Here is a 22,903-nt window from a genome sequence, read left to right on the forward strand (position 1 = left end):
CGGTATGACCAGCGACCCCGCCCGGCCCTTCGGGCGCGTGCTCACGGCGATGGTGACCCCCTTCGCCGAGGACGGCTCGATCGACCTGGCGGGGGCGCAGGAACTGGCCGCCCACCTGGTCGACCGGCAGGCGCACGACGGCCTGGTCGTGCTCGGCACCACCGGTGAGGCGCCCACGCTGAGCGACGGTGAGCAGCACGCCGTCCTCGAGGCGGTGCTCGACGCCGTGGGTGACCGCGCCACCGTGGTGGCCGGCGTCGGCACCAACGACACCGCGCACACCATCGACAACGCGCGCCGGGCCGAGCGGCTGGGTGCCCACGGCCTGCTCGTCGTGACGCCGTACTACAACAAGCCCCCGCAGGCCGGGCTGCTGCACCACTTCACCGCCGTCGCCGACGCCACGGACCTGCCGGTGATGCTGTACGACATCCCGCCGCGCTCGGTCGTCCCCATCGAGGTGGACACCCTCGCCCGGCTGGCCGAGCACCCGCGCATCGTCGCGGTGAAGGACGCCAAGGGCGACCTCGGCGCGGTGATGCACACCCTCGCCCGCACCGACCTCGCGTACTACAGCGGTGAGGACCTGCTCAACCTGCCGCTGCTGGCGGTCGGCGCCGTGGGCGTCGTGAGCGTCGTCGGCCACCTCGTCGGACCACGGCTGGCCGAGCTGATCGGCGCCGTGGAGTCCGGCGACCTGGTCAAGGCACGATCGGTCAACGAGAGCCTGCTGCCGGTCTACACCGGCGTCTTCCGCACCCAGGGCGTCATCCTCGCCAAGGCGGCGCTGCGCGAGCTCGGCCTCCCGGCCGGCCCGGTGCGCCCGCCCCTGGTCGACGCCACCCCCGACCAAGTCGCGCAGCTGCGCGCCGACCTCGCCGACGGAGGCATCCACCTGTGAGCGCGACCCCGTGACCACCTCGACCACCCAGCCCCACCTCGACCTGCAGGCACCCCCGGCGCTGCCGGCTGGTGGCCTGCGCGTCATGGCCCTCGGCGGGCTCGGCGAGATCGGCCGCAACATGGCCGTCCTCGAGTTCGACGGCAAGCTGCTGGTCATCGACTGCGGCGTGCTCTTCCCCGAGGCCGAGCAGCCCGGCGTCGACCTGATCCTGCCGGACTTCGGGGTCATCGAGCACCGGCTCGACGACGTCGTCGCCGTCGTCCTCACCCACGGGCACGAGGACCACATCGGCGCGATCCCCTACCTGCTGCGCATGCGCGGGGACATCCCGCTGGTCGGCTCGCGGTTCACCCTCGCGCTGGTCAAGGCCAAGCTGCGCGAGCACCGCCTGGACCCGGTGCTGGTCGAGGTGGCCGCCAACGACGACCACGTCGCGGGCCCGTTCCACTGCGAGTTCATCTCGGTCAACCACTCGATCCCCGACGCGCTGGCCGTCGCCGTCCACACGCCGGCGGGGGTGCTGGTGCACACCGGCGACTTCAAGATGGACCAGCTGCCGCTGGACGGCGTCCTCACCGACCTGGGCGCCTTCGCCCGGCTGGGCCTCGAGGGCATCGACCTGCTGCTCGCCGACTCCACCAACGCCGAGATCCCCGGCTTCGTCACCCCCGAGCGCTCGATCGGCCCGGTCCTGGAGGACGTGTTCCGGCGGGCCACCCAGCGGCTGATCGTCTCCAGCTTCGCCAGCCACGTGCACCGCATCCAGCAGGTGCTCGACGCCGCCGAGATGCACGGCCGCAAGGTCGCCCTCGTCGGCCGCTCGATGGTCCGCAACATGGGGGTGGCCCGCGACCTCGGGCTGCTGCGCGTCGCGCCCGGCCTCATGGTGAGCCTCGACGAGGCCACCAGCATGCCGGCGGAGCAGGTCGTGCTGGTCAGCACCGGGTCGCAGGGCGAGCCGCTGTCGGCGCTGGGGCGGATGGCCCGCGGCGAGCACCACCAGGTGACCATCGAGGCCGGCGACACGATCGTGCTGGCGTCCTCGCTGGTGCCGGGCAACGAGACCGCGGTCTACAAGGTCATCAACGGGCTGGCCCGGCTCGGCGCGACCGTGGTGCACAAGGAGACCGCGCGGGTGCACGTCTCCGGGCACGCCCCGGCCGGCGAGCTGCGCACGCTGCTCAACGTGGCCAAGCCGCGGCACCTCATGCCGGTGCACGGCGAGTGGCGGCACCTGCGGGCGCACGCGGCACTGGCCGAGGAGACCGGCATGCCCGCCGACCGGGTGCTGCTCGCCGAGAACGGCGTCGTCGTCGACCTCGTCGACGGCAAGGCGACGATCGTCGGGTCGGTGCCGGTCGGTGACGTCTACGTCGACGGCCTCAACGTCGGCGACGTGGGGGAGGAGTCGCTGCAGGAGCGGCGCATCCTCGGCGACGAGGGGTTCGTCGCGCTCACCGTCGTCATCGAGCCCTCCACGCGCACCATCGTGCGGCCGGTGCACCTCTCCGCCCGCGGCTTCGCCGACGACCCCACCGTGTTCGACCCGGCGCTGCAGCTGGTCGAGGAGAACCTGCGCCGCACGCTGGTCGACGGCGAGACCGACCCGCACCGGCTCTCGCAGGTGATCCGCCGGACGATGGGCAAGTGGGTGTCCGACACCTACCGCCGCCGCCCGATGATCATCCCGACGGTCCTCGAGGTCTGACGGCCCCGCTGCAGGGGCCCGCGCCGAGCAGGCGAGGCGCGGGGGGCGGCGGGGCCCTCCAGCCGACGAGTGGGGCCCGCAGGGTCCCGCGAGGAGGGCCGGGTTCGGCTCGGCCCAGCCGGGGACGCACGTGGCCGCGGTGTCGTCCGGTAGGACGACGGTGTCATCGCACCTGGCCGCGGTGCCACCCGGTGGGACGACGACGTCATCTCACCTCGATCGGACTGATCCCCTCCTCGGGAGGGAGCCCGAAGCCCCACACCTGCGCGTAGAAGGACAGCTCGCCGTCCAGCGCCGCGCGAATGTTCTCCGCCCGCCGGAAGCCGTGCTGCTCCCCCGGGAAGAGCAGGTAGGCGTGCGGTACGCCCTTCTCCCGCAGCGCCGCGACGATCGCCTCGGCCTGCTCGGGCGGCACCACCCGGTCCTCGGCGCCCTGGAACACCGCCAGCGGGGTGTCGAACGCGTCCACGTGCGAGATGGGCGAACGCTCGGCGTAGACGTCGGCGCCCTCGGGCCAGGGGGCGACGAGTGAGTCCAGGTAGCGGGACTCGAACTTGTGCGTGTCGGCGGCCAGCGCGGCCAGATCGGCCACGCCGTAGTGGCTGGCCCCCGCGGAGAAGACCCCGGGGCGCAGACACAGCGCCGCCAGCGTCGTGTACCCGCCCGCCGATCCGCCGCGGATCGCCATCCGGGCGCGGTCGACCCGGCCGGCATCGGCGAGGTGCTCGGCGCAGGCGACGACGTCGTCGAGGTCGACCACGCCCCAGGCGCCGCGCAGCGCCTCCCGGTAGCGCCTGCCGTAGCCGGTGGACCCGCGGTAGTCGACGTCGGCGACGCAGAACCCGCGGGAGGTCCAGTACTGCACCTCCGGGTTCAGGACCGAGGTGGTCGCGGCCGTCGGTCCGCCGTGCACGACGACCAGCAGCGGCGGGAGCGTGCCCTCCGGGGCAGCCGCCTCCGGGTTGGTCGGCGGGTAGACCAGCGCGTGGGCCTGCCCGATGCCGGTGCCGCGCTCCGGGGTCGGGAAGGTGATGTGCTCCGGCCGGGAGAACCAGGCGGGGTCCACGCCCAGGTCGCGCGCCGGCCGCAGCACCGCCGCGGCGCCGTCGTCCGCCGCGACCCGGAGGACGACCGGCTCGCTCGTCGGGCTGCCGGCGACGCACACCACCGACCGGCCCGCCGCCGTCACAGAACGGAAGGCGGTGTACGGCAGGTCCAGCTCGCGCAGCGCGCCGTCGGTCTCCCGCACGGCCAGCCGGTCGGCGCCGGCGCGGGGGTGGGCGAGCGCGACGCGCCCGTCGCCGAGCAGCGCGAAGCGGCGGGCCCCGAAGCGCCACTGCGGACCGGCGATGTCGGCGCCCACGTCGAGGACCGCCTCGACCTCGCCGCCCGGACGCCACCGGTACAGCGCCCAGACGTCGGTGCGGTCGGCGCAGAACCACAGCGCGCCGTCGGCGTCCCACGTCGGCTGCACCACGGACTCCGCCCGGCCGTCCGGGGAGCGACCGCCGGCGACCACCGTCCGGCCGCCGTCCGGACCCCGGACGACGAGCGCGGCGGCGTCCCACGGCATGTCGGGGTGGTCCCACTGCAGCCAGGCGAGGTACCGGCCGTCGGGGGAGGGGCGCGGGTCGGAGACGAAGTCCGGCCCGGCGACCAGGACCTCGACCGCCCCGTCGGGGCCGATGCGCACGACCTCGCTCACCACGTCAGCAGCCGCGCCGCTCGCCGCGTGGGTCTCCCGGACGGCGAGCAGCCCGCCGTCCCGCGTCGGCGTGAGGTCGGCGTACCGGACACCGGCCGGCAGCTCCGGCTTCGGAGTCACCGCGACCGGCCCGTCGTCGCCTGGGTCCAGCCGGTACAGCCGCTGGTCCGGGAAGTGCACGAACCACAGGACGCCGCCGGACACGGCCCACGCGCCGCCGCCGTACTCGTGCACCCGCGTCCGCGCGTTCCACGGCGGGGGCAGGACGTCGGCGGTCGTGCCGTCGCCCGTCCGCCGTACCAGCGCGGACCGCCCCCCCTCGCCGGGGCGTGCCTCCGACCACCAGACGGTGGGGTGGTCCGGCGAGCCGTCGACGGCCACCTCCTCGAGCCGGGCGGCCGCCTGGACGACCAGTTCGGAGGTGATCGGGGTCGGCCAGCTCCCGTGGGGCAGGGTGTTCCGTGCGGGCATGACCCGACCGTAGGTCGCGGACACGAGGCCGCGCCTGCCGTCGCCGCGGACCACGGGCGATTACCGTCGACACATGCCTGCTCGCACGACGACGACCCGACCCTCGGGCCGGTCGTCCGCGCGCGGCCGCTCGGGCTCCGGGTCGACCGCGGCCCGGAAGCGCCCGCCCGCTAAGCGCCCCGCGGCCGGCGGCCGCAAGCCCGCCGCCCGCAAGCCCACGCCGAAGGCCGGCCCCGGCCTCTGGGGTGTCGTCAGCGGCGGCTGGTCGCTGCTGGCCCGTGGCGCCGGCGGGCTGGCCCGCTCGGTCGCCCGGCCGGAGGAGGCCGAGCCGCTCGCCCCCGAGCACCGCCGCGACGGCGTGGGCCTGGCCGTGCTCGGCCTGGCCGTCGTCCTCGGCGCGGCCGCCTGGAGCAACGGCATCGGCCCGGTCGGCGCCGCCTTCGCCGGCGCGGTGCGCTGGGTCGTCGGCTCCCTGGTCATGGTGCTGCCGGTCGTGCTCTTCCTGGCCGCGCTGCGGTTGCTGCGCCGGGGGCCGCGCCCCGAGGCGCGCGGCCGGCTGGCCATCGGCTGGCTGTGCCTGGTGGCGTCGGTGCTCGGCATCGCCCAGATCGTCGGCGAGGGCGCCGTCCCGTCGCAGGACCGGCCCGGCTCCGGTGGCCTGGTCGGCTGGGCCGCGGCCACGCCGCTGGTCGCCGGCGTGGGCACCGTCGTCGCCGTCGTCCTGCTGGTGCTGCTGGCCTTCTTCGGCCTGCTCGTGCTGACCGCGACGCCGGTGCACCAGATCCCCGAGCGACTGCGCGAGCTCACCGACCGCCTGCTGGGCCAGGCCGACGACGAGGACGCCTACGACGACGAGGACTGGGAGGACGACGAGGAGCCGGTCGAGCCGCCGGCGCCGCGCTCGCGCCGCCGGTCGCTGTCGGACGACCTGACGGACACCGGCCCGGTGGAGACCCTGCCGGCCATCGACCACGCCGCCCTCGACGAGGCGCCCGAGGCCGTGCGCCACGAGCCGCCGCCCCCGCCGGTCCCGACCCGCCGTCCCGCGGTCGTCGACCGGACCGCGCCGGCGGAGGACCTCCCGCCGATCGAGGAACCCGAGCAGCTGCGGATCGAGCCGGTGGAGGGGCAATACACGCTGCCCTCGGTCGGCGTGCTGCGCGCCGGCGACCCGCCGAAGAAGGGCTCGAAGGCCAACGACGCGGCGATCGAGGCCATCACCGGCGTGCTCGAGCAGTTCAACATCGACGCCGCCGTCACGAGCTTCACCCGCGGCCCGACGGTGACCCGATACGAGATCGAGCTCGGCCCGGCGGTCAAGGTCGAGAAGATCACCGCGCTGACCAAGAACATGGCCTACGCGGTGGCCAACGACAACATCCGGATCCTCGCGCCGATCCCGGGCAAGTCCGCCGTCGGCGTCGAGGTGCCCAACGTCGACCGCGAGATGGTCAGCCTCGGCGACGTGCTGCGCTCGCAGGTGGCCAAGCAGGACCCGCACCCGATGCTGGTCGGGCTGGGCAAGGACATCGAGGGCGGGTTCGTCTGCGCGAACCTGGCCAAGATGCCGCACCTGCTGGTCGCCGGTGCCACCGGTGCCGGTAAGTCCAGCTGCGTCAACTCGCTGCTGACCTCGCTGCTGCTGCGGGCCACGCCCGACCAGCTGCGGATGATCCTGGTCGACCCGAAGATGGTCGAGCTCACCCCCTACGACGGCATCCCGCACCTGATCACGCCGATCATCACCGACCCGAAGAAGGCCGCCACCGCGCTGGCCTGGCTGGTCGAGGAGATGGAGCAGCGCTACCAGGACATGCGGGCCACCGGCGTCCGGCACATCGACGACTTCAACCGCAAGGTCGAGCGCGGCGAGATCGTGGCGCCCCCGGGCAGCGAGCGGGTGTACCGGCCCTACCCGTACATCCTCGCGATCGTCGACGAGCTCGCCGACCTCATGATGGTCGCCCCGCGCGACGTCGAGGAGTCGATCGTCCGGATCACCCAGAAGGCGCGTGCCGCCGGCATCCACCTGGTGCTGGCCACCCAGCGCCCGTCGGTCGACGTCGTCACCGGCCTCATCAAGGCCAACGTGCCCTCGCGGCTGGCGTTCTCCACCTCCAGCCTCACCGACAGCCGGGTCATCCTCGACCAGCCCGGCGCGGAGAAGCTGATCGGCATGGGCGACGCCCTGTTCCTGCCGATCGGCGCCGGCAAGCCGATGCGCGTGCAGGGCGCGTACGTCTCCGACGCCGAGATCGAGGCGGTCGTCGAGTTCACCAAGCGCCAGGCCGAGCCGGAGTACCGCGAGGAGGTCTTCAGCGCCGCCGAGGGCGAGAAGAAGGAGATCGACGAGGACATCGGCGGTGACCTGGAGCTGCTCGTCCAGGCCGTGGAGCTCGTGGTCACCAGCCAGTTCGGCTCGACGTCGATGCTCCAGCGCAAGCTGCGGGTCGGTTTCGCCAAGGCCGGCCGGCTCATGGACCTCATGGAGAGCCGCGGCATCGTCGGCCCGTCGGAGGGGTCCAAGGCCCGCGACGTGCTGGTCAAGCCCGACGAGCTCGAGTCGGTGATGTTCACGCTCCGCGGCACCGAGTAGAAGCCCCCGTCCCCCTCGCCCCTCGCGAGCTCGGGGTGAGCCTCCGGACGGGGCCGGTGAGCGGCGGGGGGCAGGGGGGTCCGTCACCTACGATGGACCGGTGACACCTCCGACCGACCCTGCGCGCACCGTGGCGGTGGTGACCCTCGGGTGCGCCCGCAACGAGGTCGACTCGGAGGAGCTGGCCGGCCGGCTGGCCACGGGCGGCTACCGCCTCGTCGAGGACGCCGAGGGCGCCGACGCCGTCCTGGTGAACACCTGCGGCTTCATCGAGTCGGCCAAGAAGGACAGCGTCGACGCGATCCTGGCCGCCACCGACTCCGGCGCCCGGGTGGTCGCGGTCGGCTGCATGGCCGAGCGGTACGGCTCCGAGCTCGCCGGCGCGCTGCCCGAGGCGACGGTGCTCGGCTTCGACGACTACGCCGCGATCGGCGACCGGCTCGACGACGTGCTCACCGGCCGCCCGCTGGTCCCGCACGACCCCCGCGACCGGCGCCTCCTGCTGCCGATCAGCCCGGTCGATCGCACGGCGGCGGTCGCCGCGGTCGACGCCCCGGTCATCCCCGGCCACGGCTGGGTGCAGCGGCGGCGGCTGGCCTCCGGCCCGTCGGCCGCGCTGAAGCTCGCCTCCGGCTGCGACCGGCGGTGCGCCTTCTGCGCCATCCCGGCCTTCCGCGGCTCGTTCGTCTCCCGGCCGCCGGCCGAGGTGCTCGGCGAGGCGCAGTGGCTGGCCGCCCAGGGCGTCACCGAGCTGGTGCTGGTCAGCGAGAACTCCACGTCCTACGGCAAGGACCTCGGTGACCTGCGGCTGCTGGAGCGGCTGCTGCCGCAGCTGGCCGCCGTCGAGGGGATCGCCCGGGTGCGGGTGGCCTACCTGCAGCCGGCCGAGCTGCGACCCGGCCTGCTCGAGGTCATCGCGGGCGGGGGCGGGCCCGGCGCCGTCATAGCCCCCTACTTCGACCTGTCCTTCCAGCACTCCTCGCCGACCCTGCTGCGCCGGATGCGCCGGTTCGGCGGCACCGAGGACTTCCTCGCGCTGATCGAGCGGGCCCGCGCACTGGCCCCGACCGCCGGGTTCCGCACCAACGTCATCCTCGGCTTCCCCGGGGAGACCGAGGACGACGTCACCGAGCTCGAGCGCTTCCTCGTCGAGGCCCGCCTCGACGCCGTCGGGGTGTTCGGGTACTCCGACGAGGAGGGCACCGAGGCGATGGGCCTGCCCGGCAAGCTCGACCAGGCCGAGATCGACGCCCGCGTCCGGCGGATCACCGATCTGGTGGAGGAGCTCACCGCGCAGCGCGCCGAGGACCGGCTGGGGGAGCGGGTCGAGGTACTGCTCTTCGAGGACCTCGCCGCCGAGGGGGGGCCCGGGGTCTGGTCCGGACACGCCGCCCACCAGGACCCCGAGGCCGACGGGACGACGACGGTCACCGGGGTGCCCACCGGTGCGGTCGCGGGGCAGGTGGTGGCCGCGGAGGTCGTGGGCACGGAAGGCGTGGACCTGGTGGCCACGGCCCTGGTGCCCGCGGTGCGCGCATGAACGATGCGGTGGACCCGGCAGCCACGCCGCCCCAGTCGGCGCGGGTGGTCAACCTGCCCAACGCGCTGACCGTGCTGCGGCTGGCCGTGGTACCGGTGTTCGCCGCCCTGCTGTTCACCGACGGTGGGATGGACGACGAGCGACGCTACTGGGCCACCCTCGTCTTCGCGCTGGCGATCATCACCGACCGCTACGACGGAATGATCGCCCGGCGCACCGGTCAGGTGACCGAGTTCGGCAAGCTCGCCGACCCGATCGCCGACAAGGCGCTGACCGGCACCGCCCTCATCGGCCTCTCGGTGCTGGCGCTGCTGCCGTGGTGGGTGACGTCGACGATCCTCGTCCGCGAGGTCGGCGTGACCCTGCTGCGCTTCTGGGTGATCCGCCACGGCGTGATCGCCGCCAGCCGCGGTGGCAAGGCCAAGACCGTCCTCCAGGCGCTGGCCATCGGCCTCTACACCCTCCCGTTCGACGGGCTGTTCGGAACGCTGCGGTGGTGGGTGATGGCCGCCGCCGTGGTGCTCACCGTGGCGACCGGCCTGGACTACGTCCACCGCGCCCTGGCGCTGCGCCGCACCAGCGCCCGTGCCATGCGCGCCGCGGCCGCCCGCCGCTCCACCGGCCCGGCCGGCCCGCGGACCGACGCCGCCGCTTGAGCAAGGACCCCCTGCCCCCCGCCACTCGCACGCTCGTGGCGGGACCCTGCAGGGGGCCGCCCGTCCTCCCCACCCTTCGCAGGCTCAGGGCGGGACCCGGGACGGGGCCGGTCAGGGTCGGGTCCGCAGTCCTCCCCACCCTCCCCGGGCGGGGCGGGGCCACGGAACAGGGCCTTTCCTCGCGGCGTTACGCCCAGAGCGGACGCGCCTGGCTCGGACGGTGGGCGTCGGTGGCGCCGCGTACCGTGAGCGCACGGCTCCCTCACCGGGTGCCGCCGCTTCCGCACAGGTAGGACAGGAGACGGCGATGACGCTGCTGCGCACCCAGCTCGGGACGACCCTGCGCGGCCACCGACTGCGGCAGCGTCGGACGCTGCGTGACGTCTCCGGTGCCGCCCGGGTGAGCCTGGGCTACCTCTCCGAGGTCGAGCGGGGGCAGAAGGAGGCCTCCTCCGAGCTGCTCGCCTCGATCTGCGACGCCCTCGACGTCGAGCTCGCCGACCTGCTGGCCGAGGTCAGCCTGGGGCTGCGCGGCGACGACGTCCGCGTCCGCCCGCTGGTCCCCGCGGCCGAGGCCGCCGGCGTCCCCGCCGAGGAGGAGACCGCGGCGGCCGTGTCCGACGAGCAGCCGGTCCCCGAGCCCGCGCTGGCGCTGGTCGGTGCGTCCGCCCGCGCCTCCGGTCGCCCGGCCGGCGCAGTGTCGCTGGCCGCCTGAGAGGAGGCCCCCCCCGCGCCTCGCACGCTCGGTGCGGGGTCCTGGAGCGGGTCCTCCTCTTGACACCGGCCGGGCCCTCGGTGCCAGACAGGGGGACATGGCGTCGGTCGGACCGCTCCCGCACGACCCCGCCCCGCCGGGCTGGGCGCCCCACGCCCCCGCGCACGTCCCCGGGGCGCGCACCCGCAGTGGCAACGCCATGGGTCGCACCCGCACCGGACTGCTCGACGGCGCCGCGCGGGCCTTCGCCGAGCGCGGCCTGCGCGGCAGCACGATGCAGTCGGTGGCGGCCGCCGCCGGGGTGGCGAAGGCGACCCTCTACAACCACTTCCGGACCAAGGACGAGGTCGCCCGCGCGCTGCTGGCCGCCGAGCTGGACCGGCTGACCGCGCTGGCCGCTGGCCTCCCGCCGGCCACGGCCCTGACGGCGCTGGCCGACGAGGTCGCCGGTCACCCCGTGCTGCGCCGGCTGGCGGACGACGAGCCGGCTGTGCTGACCGCTCTGCTGAACACGACGCCGGAGCACTGGGCCGAGCTGGTGCACCGGCTGGCCACGGTGCTGGGGGCGGATCGCGCCCTCGCCGAGCTCACCGCGCGCTGGCTGCTCGGCCTCGTTCTCCAGCCGGGGGAACCGGCGGTTCGCCGGGCGACGACCGAGCGGCTCGCCGGCCTGCTGCCGTCCTGACCGGGTCCTCCGGTCGGCTCCCGTGCCTCGCGCGCGGCGGACCGGTGCAGCGTGGGATGGTGACGGTCCGGCACCGCCCCGCCGTCGGCGTCGGCTGTCCTCGCAGACCTCCGGAGGTCGCCGTGCGGTACCTCTTCCGGCCACCGGCCACCGACGGGGCGGGCCTGCTGAGCCTGCCCTTCCACCTGCCGCTCGAGGAGTGGGACCCCGAACTGCTGCTCGAGGTCCCGCAGCGGGGCATCTCGCGGCACGTCGTCCGCTTCACCGCGCAGGGCGGTCACGTCTACGCCCTCAAGGAGATCCCCGAGCCGCTGGCCCGCCACGAGTACGCACTGCTCGGTCAGTTCGAGGAGGAAGGCCTGCCCTCGGTGTCGGTGCTCGGCATCTGCGTCGACCGGCCGGAGGGGCAGGACGCCGTCCTGGTGACCCGCTACCTCGAGTACTCGATGTCCTACCGGTACCTGTTCTCCCGGACGTCCGCCGAGCACTCCGCCGAACAGCTGCTGGACACGATGGTGGTGCTGCTGGTCCGGCTGCACCTGGCCGGCGTCTTCTGGGGCGACTGCTCGCTGTCCAACACCCTGTTCCGGCTCGATGCCGGCGCCTTCACCGCCTACCTGGTGGACGCGGAGACCTCCGAGCGGCACCCGCGGCTGAGCCCCGGGCAGCGGCGCTACGACGTCGACCTCGCCCGGGAGCGGGTGGGCGCCGAGCTGCTCGACCTGCAGTTCGGTGACCTGCTGCCCTCGCACGTGGACCCGATCGAGGTCGCCGACAGCCTGCCGGTGCGCTACGAGGCTCTGTGGGAGGAGGTCAACCGGGAGGAGGTCTTCGCCCTGGCCGAGCAGCGCCAGCGGGTCGCCGAGCGCCTGCAGCGGCTCAACGACCTCGGCTTCGACGTCGGCGAGATCGAGCTGGTCACCGACCCGGACGGCGGTGCGCGGCTGCGCGTGGAGACCCGGGTGTCCGAGCCCGGCCAGAACCGCCGCGAGCTGTTCCGGCTGACCGGGCTGGAGGTGCAGGAGCGCCAGGCCCGCCGGCTGCTCAACGACCTGCGCGCCTACCGCGCCACCCTGGAGCAGAAGCTGGGCACCCCCGTACCCGAGACCGTCGCCGGCTACCGCTGGCTGGCCGAGGCCTACCAGCCGGTCGTGGACGCCATCCCGCCCGACCTCGCCGGCCGGCTGGCGCCTGCCGAGGTCTTCCACGAGATCCTCGAGCACCGCTGGTTCCTGTCGGAGAAGGCCGGCCACGACGTCGGGACGACGCGGGCGGCACGGTCGTACTTCGACACCGTGCTGCCCCGCACGCCCAAGGAGCTGACCACGCCCTCGGCCATCGTCGGGGGCCGCGACTGACCCGGTCCGCGGGTCGTCCACGGGTGGTCACGAGCTGGTTTCGTTCGAGTTGACACCTCCTGTGGCCTGGGCCACGGTACGAAAACCGCGGTGATCTCAAGCTCACTGCTCCCACGGAGGCGGATGACGGTGGCGAGGAACGGCAAGGGCAGATCGTCCGGCGGAGCCGCGACGCGGGGGCGCAGACGTCAGCTGGGCGGAGCGGCGGCGGCCGCGGTCCTGGCCTCGACGCTCGCCGCCTGTGGCGGTGGCGATGGTGGGGGCTCCGTCCCCGTCCTCAACTGGTACATCAACCCGGACTCCGGCGGCCAGGCGGAGATCGCGCAACGGTGCAGCGACGCCTCCAACGGCGCGTACACGATCGAGACCTCGCAGCTGCCCCGGGAGTCCTCCGCCCAGCGTGAGCAGCTCGTCCGGCGGCTGGCGGCCAACGACACCTCGATCGACCTGATGAGCCTGGACCCCCCGTACATCCCCGAGTTCGCGCAGGCCGGCTTCCTCGCCCCCGTCCCCGGGGACCTCGCCGAGCGGGTCACGGAGGGCGTCGTGCAGAGCTCCATCGACTCCGCGACGTGGGACGGTGAACTGGTCGCCATCCCGTTCTGGGCGAACACCCAGCTGCTCTGGTATCGCAAGTCGGTGGCAGAGGCCGCCGGCCTCGACATGACCCAGCCGGTGACCTGGGACCAGCTCGTCACGGCCGCCCAGGAGCAGGGGAAGATCCTCAGCGCCCAGGGCCGGCGTGCCGAGTCCCTGACGGTGTGGCTCAACGCGCTCATCGAGTCCGCCGGGGGCTCCATCATCGAGGAGAACTCCTCGAACCCGGAGGACATCCAGCTGGGGCTGACCACCCCGGAGGCCGCCCGGGCCACCGAGGTGATGAACACCGTGGCGAACTCCGGCGTCGTCGGTCCGGCCTTCTCGACGTCCAGTGAGGACACCAGCGCCACCGAGTTCGAGAGCGCGGACGCCGGCTTCATGGTCAACTGGCCGTTCGTCTACTCGCGGGCGCTCTCCGCCGTCGAGGCGGGCACCCTGGATGCGTCCGTGCCGGAGGACTACGGCTGGGCGCTGTACCCGGCTGTCGACGCCGGCCAACCGAGCGCCCCTCCGTTCGGCGGGATCGACGTGGGCGTCAGTGCCGTGAGCCGGAACGTCGAGCTCGCCTACCAGGCGACCGAGTGCATCACCAGCGACGAGAACCAGGCGTACTACATGACCACCAACGGCAACCCGGCGTCCTCGGCCGCGGTCTACGACGACCCCGCGGTGCTCGAGGTGTTCCCGATGGCCCCGACGATCCTGGACTCCCTGGAGGCGGCGGCCAACCGTCCGCAGACGCCGTACTACAGCGAGGTCTCCGGAGCCATCCAGCGGGAGTTCCACCCGCCGTCGTCGGTGACGCCCCAGACCGGTGAGCGGGCCCAGGCCCTGATCGAGGCCGTCCTGTCAGGAGACCAGCTGCTATGAGCACCACCACGCTGCCCCCCACCGAGAAGACCCAACCGGTCGCGGCTCCGCGCGGGGCCATCAGCGACCGTTCGCGCGCCGAACGCCGGCTCGGCTGGCTGCTGGCCGGCCCGGCGTTCGTGGTCATGCTGCTGGTCACCGCCTACCCGATCCTGCAGGCGATCTGGTACTCGCTGTTCAACTACCGTCTGACCGACCCGGCGAACCGGTCGTTCCGAGGGCTGGGCAACTATGCGGTGATCCTGACCGACGGCCTGTGGTGGCAAGCGCTGCTCGTCACCCTGTTCATCACGGTCGTGACCGTCGTCGTCGAGCTGGTCCTGGGCTTCGCGCTGGCGCTGGTGATGGCCAAGGCGCTCAGCTCCATCCGCCCGGTCGTCCGGGCGGCGATCCTCATCCCGTACGCGGTCATCACGGTCGTCTCGGCCTTCGCGTGGGCGTTCGCGTTCCGGATCGACACCGGCTTCGTGAATAGCTGGTTCGCCTGGTTGCCCGGACTCGGGGCGGACACCGACTGGTTCGGTGGCCAGTGGTCCTCGCTCCTCGTGATCTGTGTGGCCGAGATCTGGAAGACCACCCCGTTCATCTCCCTGCTGCTCCTCGCCGGCCTGGCCCAGGTGCCCGAGGTGCTCCAGGAAGCGGCGAAGGTCGACGGCGCCAGCTGGTGGCAGCGGATGTCGCGGGTGACCATCCCGAACATGAAGGCGGCGATCATGGTCGCGCTGCTGTTCCGGACCCTGGACGCCTTCCGCATCTTCGACTCGATCTTCATCATGACCGCCGGCGCCAACGGCACCGAGTCGGTCTCGTTCCTGGCCTACCGGCAGACGATCGCGCGGGTGGAGATCGGTCTCGGTTCTGCGGTGTCGGTGCTCCTCTTCATCTGCGTGGTGGTCATCGCATTCGGCTTCATCAAGGGGTTCAAGATCGACCTGGCGCAGGCGAGAGGGGAAGGCTGATGTCCCGGCGGGAGAAGATCTGGTGGATCATCGGCGGCGTTCTGATCGTCCTCTACTGCCTGTTCCCGATCGCGTGGATCATCTCGTTGTCGCTCAAGGCGCCGGCTGACATCGCCAACGGCCAGTTCCTGCCGACCGACGCCTCGTGGGAGAACTACTCGACCATCCTCACCGGGACGGCGAGTGACCTGTTCCTCCCGGCCCTGCGCAACTCGTTCGGCATCTGCCTCATCGCGACGTTCATCTCCTGCGTCCTGTCGATGTTCGCCGCGTACGCGATCGCCCGGCTGGACTTCCCGGGGAAGAAGCTCATCCTCTCCACGGCCCTCGGGGTGGCGATCTTCCCGGTCATCTCGATCGTGACGCCGCTGTTCAACCTCTGGCGGCAGATCGGGCTCTACGACACCTGGCCCGGACTGATCATCCCGTACCTGTCGCTGACCCTGCCGATCTCCATCTGGACGATGTCGGCGTTCTTCCGGGAGATCCCCTGGGAGATGGAGCAGGCGGCGCAGGTCGACGGCGCCACCACCTGGCAGGCGTTCCGCAAGGTGATCGTCCCGCTCGCCGCGCCCGGCGTGTTCACCACGGCGATCATCGCGTTCTTCATCGCCTGGAACGACTTCGCGTACGGCATCTCGCTGACGTCGACCAGCGCCTCCCGGCCGGTTCCCGCCGCGCTGGGTCTGTTCTCCGGTGCCTCACAGTTCGAGGACCCGACCGGTGCCATCGCCGCCGCTGCGGTGATCGTGACGATCCCGGTCGTCGTCCTGGTCCTGCTGTTCCAACGGCGCATCGTCGCCGGCCTGACCAACGGCGCGGTCAAGGGCTGACCCCCGACCCATCCACCCAGCGAGGGGACGAGTTCTCATGGCATCGATCGAGATGCGCAACATCGTCAAGAAGTACGGCGACGGATTCCCGGCCGTGAACGACGTCAGCCTGGACATCGCCGACGGGGAGTTCATGATCCTCGTCGGCCCGTCCGGCTGCGGGAAGTCGACGCTCCTGAGGATGATCGTCGGGCTGGAGGACATCACCAGCGGTGACATGATCATCGGCGGCAAGCGGGTCAACGACCTCGCACCGCGGGACCGCAACCTGTCCATGGTGTTCCAGAACTACGCGCTGTACCCGCACATGACGGTGTACGAGAACATCGCCTTCCCGCTCCGGCTGTCCAAGACGCCCGACGACGAGGTGCGCCGGAGGGTCACCGAGGCCGCCGACGTCCTGGAGCTCAAGGAGCACCTCGAGCGCAAGCCGGCCAACCTCTCCGGTGGGCAGCGGCAGCGGGTGGCGATGGGCCGGGCCATCGTGCGGCAGGCGGAGGCCTTCCTGTTCGACGAGCCGCTGTCCAACCTCGACGCCAAGCTGCGCGGTCAGATGCGGACGGAGATCTCCCGGCTGCAGCGCCGGCTGGGCATCACCACGGTCTACGTCACCCACGACCAGACCGAGGCCATGACGCTCGGCGACCGGGTCTGCGTGCTGCGCAAGGGCAAGATCCAGCAGGTCGCCTCGCCGCGGGAGCTCTACGAGCAGCCGGTCAACCTGTTCGTCGCCGGCTTCATCGGCTCCCCGCCGATGAACTTCCTGCCCGCCACCCTGGAGGGCGACCGGCTGCGCACGCCGTTCGGGGAGATCACGCTCGACGAGCGCCGGGCCGCCGCCGTCCGCGGCCGCGACCTGCTGCTGGTCGGCATCCGGCCGGAGTACTTCGAGGACGCGTCGCTGGTGGACGAGGCGAAGCGGCCGCTGGGCTCGCTGTTCCGGGCGCGGGTCGACGTCACCGAGTGGCTGGGCGACTCGCAGTACGCCTACATCCCCTACGAGGCGCCGGAGTCGATCCGCGAGCAGCTGCGCGACCTCTCGCGAGAGCTCGACGCCGAGGAGCTGCGCACGCAGGCGATCGTGTCGATCGACGCCACCAGCCGGATCCGCGAGGGCCGCGAGGCGGAGTTCTGGCTCGACGCCCGCAAGGTGCACGTCTTCGACCCGCAGACCGGTGAGAACCTCACCCGCGATGCCGAGGCCGGGGCGCGGCTGACCCAGATGGCGACCGAGGACCGCGTCGAGCAGGTCCAGGAGGCACAGGCCCAGGGGACGACGGTCGGCGGCGGGGCCAGCCGAGCCGGAGCTGCCTAGCCCATCGGCACTGGCGCCGGCAGCCGAACTGGTTGCCGGCGCCGCTGCCTGTCCAGGGCCTCCCACGACACCAGGAGCGAGATGCACCCTCCCGCCCCGGAGAGCCGTCGTCCGTGGTGGCGGACGGCGGTCGTCTACGAGGTGTACCTGCGCAGCTTCGCCGACTCCGACGGGGACGGCGTCGGTGACGTCAACGGCCTGCGCAGCCGGCTGCCGTACCTGGCGGACCTCGGCGCGGACGCCCTGTGGGTCACGCCCTGGTACCCGTCGCCGATGGCCGACGGCGGCTACGACGTCAGCGACCACCGTGACATCGACCCGCGCCTGGGCACCCTGGCCGACGTGGACGCCCTGCTGGCCGAGGCCCACGCCGCCGGACTGCGCGTGATCGTCGACCTGGTCGCCAACCACACCTCAGCCGAGCACCCGTGGTTCCGGGCGGCGCTCGCCGGTGGCCCGACCGCGCCCGAGCGGGCCCGCTACTTCTTCCGGGACGGCCGCAACGGCGGCACAGCGCCGCCCAACGACTGGATCAGCGCCTTCGGCGGTCCGGCCTGGACCCGGGTGCGCGACCCGGACGGGTCGATGGGGCAGTGGTACCTGCACCTGTTCGCCCCGGAGCAACCGGACCTCGACTGGGACCACCCGGTCGTGCAGGAGGAGTTCGACGGGACCGTGCGGTTCTGGCTCGACCGCGGCGTCGACGGCATCCGGGTGGACGCCGCACCGGCCCTGGCGAAGGTGCCCGGGCTGCCCGACGCCGGCCACGCACCCGGGGCGCTGTTCGAGTCGGCTCGGTGGGTGGACAACCCGCACTGGGACCGCGACGAGGTGCACGAGGTCTTCCGACGCTGGCGCCGCATCAGCGACCGGTACGACGGTGACCGGGTGTTCGTCTCCGAGGCGGTGGTCGCCGGCCCCGAGCGGCTCGCACGCTACGTCCGGCCCGACGAGCTGCACACGAGCTTCAACTTCGACTACCTGCGTGCGGCCTGGGACGCGGATGGTCTGCGGGCGGCCATCGACGGGACGCTGTCCGCGCTGGCGCCGGTGGGGGCGCCGCCCACCTGGGTGCTGTCCAGCCACGACGAGACCCGGCACGTCACCCGGTTCGGCCGGGCGGCCAGCGGCGCGGGGACCATGGGCTTCGACGCGTCGTCCCCCACGGACCTCGCCCTCGGCCTCCGGCGGGCGCGCGCCGCCGCCCTGCTCACCCTCGCCCTGCCCGGCGGCGCGTACCTGTACCAGGGGGAGGAGCTGGGCCTGCCCGAGGTGGAGGACCTGCCCGAGGAGGTCCTCCAGGACCCGACCTGGGAGCGCTCCGGGCACACCGCCCGCGGCCGCGACGGTTGCCGCGTGCCGCTGCCGTGGTCCGGCGAGCGGCCGCCGTTCGGGTTCACCGCCGACGGGGTCCGCCCGTGGCTGCCGCAGCCGGAGTCGTGGCGGGAGCTGACGGTGGCGGCGCAGCGGGACGACCCGGCGTCCACCCTGTCGCTGTACCGCAGCGCCCTGCGGCTGCGCCGCAGCCTGCCCGGCCTCGTCGACGACGCACCGCTGACCTGGTGCGAACTCGGGGACGGCGTGCTCGCGTTCGACCGTGGCATCCACTTCCGCTGCGTCGTGAACCTGTCGGACCGGCCGGTGCCGCTGCTCGGTCAGGGCGAACCGGTGCTGACCAGCTCGCCTGTCGCCGTCGACCTGCCGGCGGACACGGCTGCCTGGTTGCAGAGGGACTAGCGGGCCGCGTCCAGCTCCTCGCGCGTCGGCGGGTCGGCGCCCTCGCGCGTGCAGTTGATGGCGGCGACGAGCAGGGCGTCGTCGACGATGGGCAGCAGGTCCTCGTCGGGCAGCTGCTCGAGCGCCGCCCGGGTGGTCACCCCGGCGCCCAGCAGGCCGGTGAACAGGCCCGCGGCCAGGGAGTCGCCGGCGCCCACGGTGTCGGTCACGGTCACCTGCGGGGGCTCGCGGTGCAGCAGTTCACGACCGGGCCGGGCGATGCGCAGCGGGGCCCCCCCGTCGGTCAGCAGCACCAGGGCCACGCCGCGGTCGGCCCAGCGCAGCGCGGTCGCGTCGAGGTCGTCGACGGCGTCCGGCTCGAGCCACTCGAGGTCCTCGGCGCTGACCTTGACGATGTCCGCGCGGGACAGCAGCCGCTCGAGGCGGGCGCGCACCGACTCCGGCGAGTTGCCCAGCGCCGCCCCGACCGGCCCGTCGGCCAGCATCGGGCGGATGTTCGGGTCGACGCTGACCAGCGCCCGGCCGTCGGCGGCCACCTGCTCCACCAGCCGGGCGATCGCCTCGCAGCCCGGCGGGGTCCAGCTGGAGATGGAGCCGACGTGCAGGATCGCCGTCCCGGCGGGCAGGACGGCGGCGAGCTCCTCGTCGCTCCACTGCCAGTCGGCGGCGCCCTGCACGTGGAAGCCGTAGTCCGCATGGCCTTCGGGGCTCAGTCCCACCACGGCGAGGCTGACCGGTTCGGTGGCCGGGACGAACCCGCCGAGGTCGACGCCGGACAGCTCGACGTGCCGCCGCAGGCCCGTGGCCAGCGGCCCGCTGCCCAGCCGGGCGAGCAGCCGCACCGGGACGCCGAGCCGACCGGCGGCGACCGCGACGTTGAGGGCGTTGCCACCGGGACGGGCGACGTAGTGCGGGGTCGTGCCGTGCGGCCCCGCGCCGGCCGCGGCGTCGGGCAGCATGTCGACGACGAGCTCTCCGAGGACACTCAGCACCGCGCGGTCGCTGCTCACACCCGCGACCCTAGCGAGCCGAACGCCTCCGCACCTGGCGCCGCTGGCTCACGCCCGGGCGCACCTGGGACGATGACGGGGACGACGATCGCAGCGGCGCGCCGGACGGGTAGGCCTGGTGCACGACCGCACGAGCAGGAGGACCGATGCCCAACCCGTTCGTGAAGCTGTGGCGGTACCTCACCGCCTCCGCCAACGCCAAGATCGACGAGAAGGCCGACCCGAAGATCCAGATCGCCCAGGCGATCGAGGCCGAGCAGCAGCGGCACCAGGCGCTGGCCAACCAGGCCGCGGCCGTGCTGGGCAACCAGCGTCAGCTCGAGATGCGGCTCAACCGGCAGCTCGGCGAGGTGGAGAAGCTGCAGGCCTCTGCGCGCCAGGCGCTGGTGCTTGCCGACCAGACCCGCGCCGGCGGTGACGCGGCGAAGGCCGCGGAGTACGAGCAGGCCGCGCAGGCCTTCGCCACCCAGCTCGTCGCCGCCGAGCAGTCGATGGAGGACCTCAAGCGCAGCCACGACGAGGCGCTGCAGGCCGCCGAGCAGGCGCGCGGTGCGGTGGAGCAGAGCCGGATGCGGCTGCAGACGACGCTGGCCGAGCGCACCAAGCTCATGAGCCAGCTCGAGCAGGCCAAGATGCAGGAGCACGTGGCCGCGTCGATGCGCCAGGTCAACGAGCTCTCCGCGCCGGGCAACACGCCGAGCCTGTCGGAGGTGCGGGACAAGATCGAGGCCCGCTACGCCAACGCCCTGGGTCAGGCCGAGCTGGCGCAGACGTCGGTCGAGGGCCGGATGCTCGAGGTGCAGAAGGCGACCCTCGACGTCGCCGGTGCCTCCCGGCTGGACCAGATCCGCGCCTCGATGGGGCAGCCGGCGATCACCGGCCAGAACGCGGCCCCGGCGCTGGAGGAGGGCACGCCGTCGGTGCCGACGGCCACCGCGCAGCCAGCGGCCCAGCCCGCCGAGCGCCCCGACCAGCAGTAGTAGGAGGACCCCCCTGCCCGCCGCTCGCAGGCTCGCGGCGGGGCCCTGCAGGGAGCCCGCGGCCGGTCACCGGGGTGACCGGCCGCGGCGTCTCAGGAGGCGTTGGGGAGCGGCGGTGGGTGGTCGGGCTCGCCGGTGCGGGCCGCCGGGTCGACGGGGGCGTCGGTGGCCTGGCAGGTCGGGCACCAGTAGGTGATCCGCTCCTGCAGGTCCGGCCCCTGGTCGCCGCGCAGGATCGGGGTGCCGCAGCGGTAGCAGGGGCGGTCCTTGCGGCCGTAGACCCAGTGGTCGCGGCCGCGGCGCAGGTCGCCGGTGGTGCTCTGCTCCGGGCGGTCGCGGTTGGCCAGCATCAACGAACGGGTCCGCTCCACCAGCCCGGGCAGGTCCTCGACGTCGGTCACCCGCATCCACGGGTGCACGCCGCAGACGAACAGGCCCTCGACCTTGTAGAGGTTGCCGGGACCGCACAGGTTGCGCTGGTCGAGGATGGCGACGCCGATCTGCTCGTCCGGCTGCGCCCGCAGTCGGCGCAGTGCCTCGTCGAGGTCCCAGTCGGGACCGAGCACGTCGGGACCGAGGTGGCCGACCAGCTGGTCCTCGTGCTCGGTGCGCACCATGGCGACGTCGTGCAGCCGGTAGCCCACGCACTCCCACTCGTCGGTGGCGAGGACGGCGCGGATCGAGAAGGCCGGACCGCCGCGCCACCGCGTGCCGTGCCGGTAGATGTGCCAGCTGCCGTCCATCCGGTAGTGGGTGCGCAGCGTCCAGCCGTCGGTGAAGCGCGTGAGCATGTGCTTGCCGCGCGGGACGACCTCGGAGACGGTGCGGCCGGCGAGGTCGGTGGCGGCCAGCTGCGGCACGCGCAGCTCGCCGCGGCGCAGGGTAGCGCCGGCGAGTGCGGTGTGCATCCGCTTCGCCGCCAGCCAGACGGTGTCTCCCTCGGGCACGTGCTCCAGTGTCCCGCCTCACCGGGGCCATCGCCGCACCCACCTGCCCGGACGCGGCGCAGGTCACCTCCGCGGCGGGAAGGCGCCGGTCCGCCGCGGTGCTGAGCCTCCCGTGCAGCGACGCGACCGATCGACGAACGCCCCGCTCACCGCACCCGAGGCGGTGGTCGCCGCCGCCGAGCCGGTCACGGTGACCGTCGCTCGCGACGTGCGTGCCGACCAGCGCGAGGCCTTCGAGGAATGGGCGGCCGAGGTGCTCGACCTGGCCGCGCGGTTCCCGGGCAACCTGGGCACCAGCCTGCTGCGTCCCGGTCCGGGCTCGACCCGCTACCACCTGGTCTACCGATTCGCCGACGGCGATTCGCTGGCGCGGTGGGAGCGCTCGAGCGAGCGGCAGGCCGCGTTGCAGCGCGCCGAGCACCTCACCGATCGGGTCGACTACGCCCACGTGGCCGGGCTGGACAGCTTCTTCACGGCCCTGACCCCCTCCCGGCCGGGGCCCCGTTGGCGGCTGACGGTCCTCACCGTGGTCGCGGTCTTCGCCATCACGCTCGCCTTCCAGCTGCTGGTCGCCCCGCACGTGTCGGGGTGGCCGCTGCCGGCGCGACTGCTGCTGTCGGCCGTCGTCGTAGTGGTGCTGCTCGGCTACGTCGTCATGCCGACGCTGTCGCGGCTGTTCCGTCGCTGGCTGCACCCTGCTCGCGACTGACCCGCCGGCTGCGCGGCGCGGCCGGCGTCGGGTCGCTCCGCCCGAGCCGTCGCCATCCATCTCCCCTGTAGGACCTCGGCCGGTTGCCGATGCCAGAGATGGCCGACCCGTCTCGGCCCCTTCCGCTTGCCGAGTTCCGAGGAGTCGACATGACCTACCCGCCTCACGCCGGTGCTGGACAGCCACACGTCTCGCCGGAGGGCCAGCCGACTCTCGGGCACCCGGCCTGGCCCCAGCCCGGACACCAGGTCGCGCCGGTGCCGCAGCCCCACCCGCCTGTGCCGCCGCAGGGCTACGCCGCGATTCCGCACGCGGCACTGCCCATGCCCTACAAGGACGGCACTGCAGCGTGGTTGCTGTGGTTCTTCCTCGGCAGCTTCGGCGCCCACCACTTCTACCTGGGCCGCACCAAGTGGGGCGTTGCCTACGCCGTGGGCTTCGTCCTGAGCTGGCTGTTCACCATCGTGCTGATCGGGTTCCTGGGACTGATCGCGCTCTTCGTGCTCTGGATCGTCGACGCGACGCAGATGTCCTCGCGTCTCCAGCGGTACAACGCACACGCCTACGCGGTGAACCGGTCGCTCGGCGTCGCCTACCAACTGTGG

General features: G+C 73.3%; 18 protein-coding genes and 1 pseudogene. 16 read left to right on the forward strand and 3 right to left on the reverse strand.

Annotation, left to right across the window (positions count from 1 at the left end; translation table 11 throughout):
* Positions 1-4 precede the first annotated feature (4 nt).
* Positions 5-901 (forward strand): 4-hydroxy-tetrahydrodipicolinate synthase, encoded by an 897-nt coding sequence (gene dapA / locus ACWIX7_RS19245; protein WP_448618012.1) that lies wholly within the window; start codon positions 5-7, stop codon positions 899-901.
* A 10-nt stretch (positions 902-911) separates the two neighbouring features.
* A complete protein-coding gene (locus ACWIX7_RS19250; RefSeq protein ID WP_448618013.1) occupies positions 912-2,612 on the forward strand; it encodes a ribonuclease J in 1,701 nt (566 codons plus the stop codon).
* Positions 2,613-2,817: 205 nt separating this feature from the next.
* On the opposite strand, the gene ACWIX7_RS19255 is transcribed toward ACWIX7_RS19250, so the two are convergent.
* Positions 2,818-4,788, reverse strand: coding sequence for a prolyl oligopeptidase family serine peptidase (locus ACWIX7_RS19255; protein ID WP_448618014.1), 1,971 nt, complete (start codon positions 4,786-4,788; stop codon positions 2,818-2,820).
* A 73-nt stretch (positions 4,789-4,861) separates the two neighbouring features.
* Here ACWIX7_RS19255 and ACWIX7_RS19260 point away from each other — a divergent pair, with 73 nt between their 5' ends.
* From ACWIX7_RS19260 to ACWIX7_RS19310, 11 genes are all read left to right on the forward strand, one after another.
* Entirely contained in the window at positions 4,862-7,384 is a 2,523-nt protein-coding gene (locus ACWIX7_RS19260; protein WP_448618015.1) for a DNA translocase FtsK, read from the forward strand.
* Between the two features lie 100 nt (positions 7,385-7,484).
* Positions 7,485-8,924, forward strand: coding sequence for a MiaB/RimO family radical SAM methylthiotransferase (locus tag ACWIX7_RS19265; protein WP_448618016.1), 1,440 nt, complete (start codon positions 7,485-7,487; stop codon positions 8,922-8,924).
* On the forward strand, positions 8,921-9,580 hold the full coding sequence (gene pgsA, locus ACWIX7_RS19270) for a CDP-diacylglycerol--glycerol-3-phosphate 3-phosphatidyltransferase (RefSeq protein ID WP_448618017.1): 660 nt from the start codon (positions 8,921-8,923) through the stop codon (positions 9,578-9,580). Before ACWIX7_RS19265 ends, pgsA begins: the two co-directional genes overlap by 4 nt.
* Positions 9,581-9,887: 307 nt before the next feature.
* Positions 9,888-10,295 carry a helix-turn-helix domain-containing protein gene (locus tag ACWIX7_RS19275; RefSeq protein ID WP_448618018.1) on the forward strand — a complete coding sequence of 136 codons (408 nt, stop codon included), beginning with the start codon at positions 9,888-9,890 and terminating at the stop codon, positions 10,293-10,295.
* 97 nt (positions 10,296-10,392) lie between these two features.
* The gene (locus tag ACWIX7_RS19280) at positions 10,393-10,980 is read left to right on the forward strand and encodes a TetR/AcrR family transcriptional regulator (protein WP_448618019.1); all 588 of its coding nucleotides are present in this window, start codon (positions 10,393-10,395) and stop codon (positions 10,978-10,980) included.
* A 122-nt stretch (positions 10,981-11,102) separates the two neighbouring features.
* Entirely contained in the window at positions 11,103-12,338 is a 1,236-nt protein-coding gene (locus tag ACWIX7_RS19285) for a DUF4032 domain-containing protein (protein ID WP_448618020.1), read from the forward strand.
* Positions 12,339-12,461: 123 nt separating this feature from the next.
* Positions 12,462-13,808 (forward strand): extracellular solute-binding protein, encoded by a 1,347-nt coding sequence (locus ACWIX7_RS19290; protein WP_448618021.1) that lies wholly within the window; start codon positions 12,462-12,464, stop codon positions 13,806-13,808.
* Positions 13,805-14,767, forward strand: a complete 963-nt coding sequence (locus ACWIX7_RS19295) for a carbohydrate ABC transporter permease (RefSeq protein WP_448618022.1) — start codon at positions 13,805-13,807, stop codon at positions 14,765-14,767. The genes ACWIX7_RS19290 and ACWIX7_RS19295 overlap by 4 nt, the downstream gene beginning before the upstream one ends.
* Positions 14,767-15,600, forward strand: coding sequence for a carbohydrate ABC transporter permease (locus ACWIX7_RS19300; RefSeq protein WP_448618023.1), 834 nt, complete (start codon positions 14,767-14,769; stop codon positions 15,598-15,600). The genes ACWIX7_RS19295 and ACWIX7_RS19300 overlap by 1 nt, the downstream gene beginning before the upstream one ends.
* Before the next feature lie 37 nt (positions 15,601-15,637).
* Positions 15,638-16,915, forward strand: coding sequence for an ABC transporter ATP-binding protein (locus ACWIX7_RS19305; protein WP_448618024.1), 1,278 nt, complete (start codon positions 15,638-15,640; stop codon positions 16,913-16,915).
* A gap of 81 nt (positions 16,916-16,996) precedes the next feature.
* Complete coding sequence (locus tag ACWIX7_RS19310; protein WP_448618025.1) at positions 16,997-18,652, forward strand: glycoside hydrolase family 13 protein; 1,656 nt, start codon at positions 16,997-16,999, stop codon at positions 18,650-18,652.
* Here ACWIX7_RS19310 and ACWIX7_RS19315 read toward each other — a convergent pair.
* Positions 18,649-19,662: a PfkB family carbohydrate kinase gene (locus ACWIX7_RS19315; RefSeq protein WP_448618026.1), complete on the reverse strand. Its 1,014-nt coding sequence runs from the start codon at positions 19,660-19,662 to the stop codon at positions 18,649-18,651. The two genes, ACWIX7_RS19310 and ACWIX7_RS19315, sit on opposite strands and share 4 nt — an antisense overlap.
* A gap of 146 nt (positions 19,663-19,808) precedes the next feature.
* On the opposite strand from ACWIX7_RS19315, the gene ACWIX7_RS19320 reads away from it, so the two are divergent.
* On the forward strand, positions 19,809-20,642 hold the full coding sequence (locus tag ACWIX7_RS19320; protein WP_448618027.1) for a PspA/IM30 family protein: 834 nt from the start codon (positions 19,809-19,811) through the stop codon (positions 20,640-20,642).
* 92 nt (positions 20,643-20,734) lie between these two features.
* Here ACWIX7_RS19320 and ACWIX7_RS19325 read toward each other — a convergent pair whose 3' ends face one another.
* On the reverse strand, positions 20,735-21,589 hold the full coding sequence (locus ACWIX7_RS19325) for a DNA-formamidopyrimidine glycosylase family protein (RefSeq protein WP_448618028.1): 855 nt from the start codon (positions 21,587-21,589) through the stop codon (positions 20,735-20,737).
* A gap of 112 nt (positions 21,590-21,701) precedes the next feature.
* Between ACWIX7_RS19325 and ACWIX7_RS19330 the strand changes: the two genes are divergently transcribed.
* Positions 21,702-22,298 (forward strand): antibiotic biosynthesis monooxygenase, encoded by a 597-nt coding sequence (locus ACWIX7_RS19330; protein ID WP_448618029.1) that lies wholly within the window; start codon positions 21,702-21,704, stop codon positions 22,296-22,298.
* A 323-nt stretch (positions 22,299-22,621) separates the two neighbouring features.
* A pseudogene (locus ACWIX7_RS19335) lies at positions 22,622-22,765 on the forward strand (NINE protein); the annotation flags it as partial.
* Positions 22,766-22,903 lie beyond the last annotated feature (138 nt).

The organism is Geodermatophilus sp. URMC 65 (assembly GCF_053502545.1).